General features: G+C 69.9%; 3 protein-coding genes. 1 reads left to right on the top strand and 2 read right to left on the bottom strand.

Going from position 1 to position 3384, the window contains the following annotated elements; translation table 11 throughout:
• The coding region (locus tag ACWELQ_RS41555; RefSeq protein WP_452402478.1) for a TetR/AcrR family transcriptional regulator at positions 1-555 on the top strand (555 nt) is incomplete at its 5' end.
• A gap of 25 nt (positions 556-580) precedes the next feature.
• Here ACWELQ_RS41555 and ACWELQ_RS41550 read toward each other — a convergent pair.
• Together ACWELQ_RS41550 and ACWELQ_RS41545 are read right to left on the bottom strand one after the other, a co-directional pair.
• A complete protein-coding gene (locus tag ACWELQ_RS41550) occupies positions 581-2827 on the bottom strand; it encodes a xanthine dehydrogenase family protein molybdopterin-binding subunit (protein WP_452402477.1) in 2247 nt (748 codons plus the stop codon).
• The coding region (locus tag ACWELQ_RS41545) for an FAD binding domain-containing protein (protein ID WP_452402476.1) at positions 2824-3384 on the bottom strand (561 nt) is incomplete at its 5' end. The genes ACWELQ_RS41550 and ACWELQ_RS41545, both read right to left, overlap by 4 nt.

Raw genomic sequence — 3384 nt, 5'->3', positions numbered from 1 at the left:
CGGGAGCGCTATCGCGAGCAAATCCGTGCGGAGATCAAGGAGCGTGCCTGGGAGCAGATCGCGACCTCCGGCGCTTCGGCCTTGTCGCTCAACGCGATCGCCAAGCAGGTCGGGATGAGCGGTCCCGCGCTGTACCGGTACTACGCCGGGCGCGACGAACTCATCACCGAACTCATCCGGGACGCGTATCGCAGCCTGGCCGACGCCGTCCGCACGGCCTTCGACGCGGGCGCGGATGTCGCGGCGATAGCGCACGTGATCCGGGAATGGGCGCTGTGCGATCCGCAGCGCTACTTCCTGCTCTACGGCACGCCCGTCCCCGGCTATCACGCACCGGCGGACACCACCGCCATCGCCGAGGAGATCATGACCGTGCTCAGTGCCGCCCACGCCCGGCTGCCGGTGCGGGCCGCGCAGGCCCTGCCCCGGGCCCTGTCGTTCTGGACCCGGGTGCACGGTGTGCTGTCACTGGAGTTGGCGGGGCATTTCACCGGGATGGATTTCGACCCGGCCGTGCTGTTCGCCGCCGAGGTCGACCAGCTGGTGACCGGCTGACGCTCGGCGGCAAGGCTTCTCCTGCTCACAGCAGGTGTTCGAGCCGAACCGGTATCTCGCGCAAGTGTTTTCCGGTGGCGTGCGAGATCGCGTTGATGATGGCCGCCGCCGCCCCGATCATCCCGAGCTCGCCGAGCCCCTTGACGCCCAGCGGATTGACGACACCGTCGGTCACCTCGACGAAGCTGATGTCGACCGCCGGCGCGTCCGCGTTGACCGGCAGCAGATATTCCAGCAGTGAGGCATTGGCCCACGCGCCGTTGCGCCGATCCGGCAGCGTCGCCTCCATCAGCGCCTGCGACAGCCCCCAGTTCATTCCGCCGAGCACCTGGCTGCGCGCGAGTTTCGCATTGAGCACGCGTCCGGGCGCGTACGCGCCGACCATGCGCCGCACCCGCACCAGCCCGAGTTCGGGATCGACCGCCACCTCGGCGAACTGCGCCCCGAAACTGATGCGCCCGAAGGGCAGATCGGCGGCCGGCGGATGCCAGGTGCCTATGGTCTCCACATCGGTGAGGTGCCGGCGGGCCAGCAAGGCCGAATACGTCTCGCCCACCGCGGGATTGGATCGCACCCGCAGCCGCCCGCCGACGGCCTCGATCTCCAGCGCGATCCGTCCGTGCAGCGGCGATTCGGGGTCGCCGACCGCGAGCGCGATCACCTGGCCGCGCAACTCCGTGCACGCGGTGTGCACGGCCGCACTGATCATCCCGGCCCCCATGGACCCGACCGCGGCGGCGATGTTCGGGTAGTCGGTGTCGCCGATATCGACTCGGATGCGGTCGAATTCGATCCCCATCGCGTCCCCGGCCACCTGCGCCATGGTGGTGGCGACGCCGGTGCCGAATTCCTGGGTGCCCGCCTGCACGATCAGCGCCCCGTCGGCCAGCAGTCGCGCATGCGCGCGTTGCGGTTGTCCCGGCTCGTAGACCGGGTATCCGGCGGTGGCCATGCCCCAGCCGAGCACCCAGTTCCCGTCGGTGCGGGGTGTGCCGCGACCGGTCTCCGCGGACCAGCCGAATCGGTCGGCGGCGACGCGCACGCATTCGGCGTACCCGTCGGAGCTCCACGGATGCCCGCTCTCGGGATCGATGGTGGCGTGGTTGTGCAGCCGTAAAGCCATGGGGTCGCGCCCGATCGCGGTCGCGAGTTCGTCGACCGCGCATTCCAGCGCGAGCATGCCCGACGCCTCGCCGGGACCGCGCATGAAGGTCGGGGTCATGGTGTTGCCGCGGATGAGGCGGTACTGCCCGTCCCAGTTGGGGATCGCGTACGCCTGCCCGGCCACGCCCAGCGACACCTCGGCCCAATTGTCGAAAGGTGAAGTGACCGAGAGCTTGTGGTGGCGCAGGCCGGTGAAGGTGCCGCGGTCGTCGCAGGTGAGGGTGACCCGCTGTTCCTGTTCCTCGCGCAATCCGGTGCCGTAGAACATCTGCTCGCGAGTGAGCACCACCTTGACCGGTCGCCCCAGCTCGCGGGCCAGCATGGGCGCGAGGGTGACGTGCGGCCAGATCAGCGCCTTGGCCCCGAAACCGCCTCCGACATAGTGGGATACGACGCGCACCTGGCTGGTCGAGAGGCCCAGGTAGGCGGCCACGGTGGCCTGGGTGGCCGAGACGCCCTGGGTGGCGTCGTAGATGGTGACGGTGTCGCCGTCCCAGCTCGCGGCGGTGGCCGAGCATTCGATCGGATTGTGGTGATTGGCGGCGAAATGGTAGGTGAGATCGACCGAATGCGCGGCCGCGGCCAGTGCGCTGTCGAAGTCGCCGCGTGACTGGACGGCGGGCACGAGTTCGCAGAAGACCTTCTCGGGCTGATACTGCGCGTGGCGTCCGTCCGCGAGCCGCAGCAGCGGCTGCTCCGCGTCGTAGCGGGCGGTCACGAGTTCGGCGGCGTGCTGGGCGATTTCGAAGGTGTCCGCCACCACCACCGCGATGGGCTGGCCGTAGTAGTGAATCGTGGTGTCCTGCATGGGAAAGAAGGTCTGCCCGGCCGCGGGGCCACCGAATCCGGAGGGCCACTGCGACGGGATCGCCGCCACCTTCGGCAGGTTCTCGTGCGTGTAGACCGCGACCGCCCCGGCGGCGAGCGCGGCGGAGGTGTCCACGGACCGCACCGTGCCGCTGCCGATGCGCGCGCCCACCAGCACCGCGTGCGCGAGTCCGTGCAACGGCACCTCGGCGGTGTACTGTGCCGCGCCGGTCACCTTGGCGCGCCCGTCGATACGGTCGAAGCCCTGTCCGACCAGCGGTCGGGCGGCTGTGGCGGTCATCGCGCACCACCCGAATCACGCTGCCCCGCCACGGTTTCCAACGCCCGTACCAGCGTTCGCCGGGCGAGCTCGGCCTTGAAGGCGTTCATCGGATGCGAGGTGTCGGCGGCTTGCAGCTCGGTCGCCGCGGCCTTGGCGAAGTTCTCCCGGGTCGCCGAGACGCCGATGAGCATCTGCTCGGCGATACGCGCCCGCCACGGCTTGGTGGCGATCCCGCCCAACCCGATGCGCGCATCCAGCACGGTGCCGTCCGCGACGCTCAGCGCCACCGCCGCCGAGGTGAGCGCGAACTCGTAGGACTCCCGATCCCGCACCTTCAGATAGTGCGAATGGCGTGCGAACGGCAGGGCGGGCACGTCGATGCGGGTGATCAGCTCGTCGGCCGCGATCGGATGCTCGAGGTGCGGGGTCGTGCCCGGCAGCAGGAAGAAGTCGTCGAAGGCGATGACGCGTTCCCCGCGCGGCCCCCACACGGTGACCGTCGCGTCCAGGGCTACCAGCGGAATCGCCACGTCCGAGGGATGGGTGGCGAAGCAGCGCGGGCTGGTGCCGAGGAT

The organism is Nocardia sp. NPDC004722 (assembly GCF_053601505.1).
The sequence above is the reverse complement of the archived record's forward strand: the minus strand, read 5'-3'. Positions and strand labels throughout refer to the sequence as shown.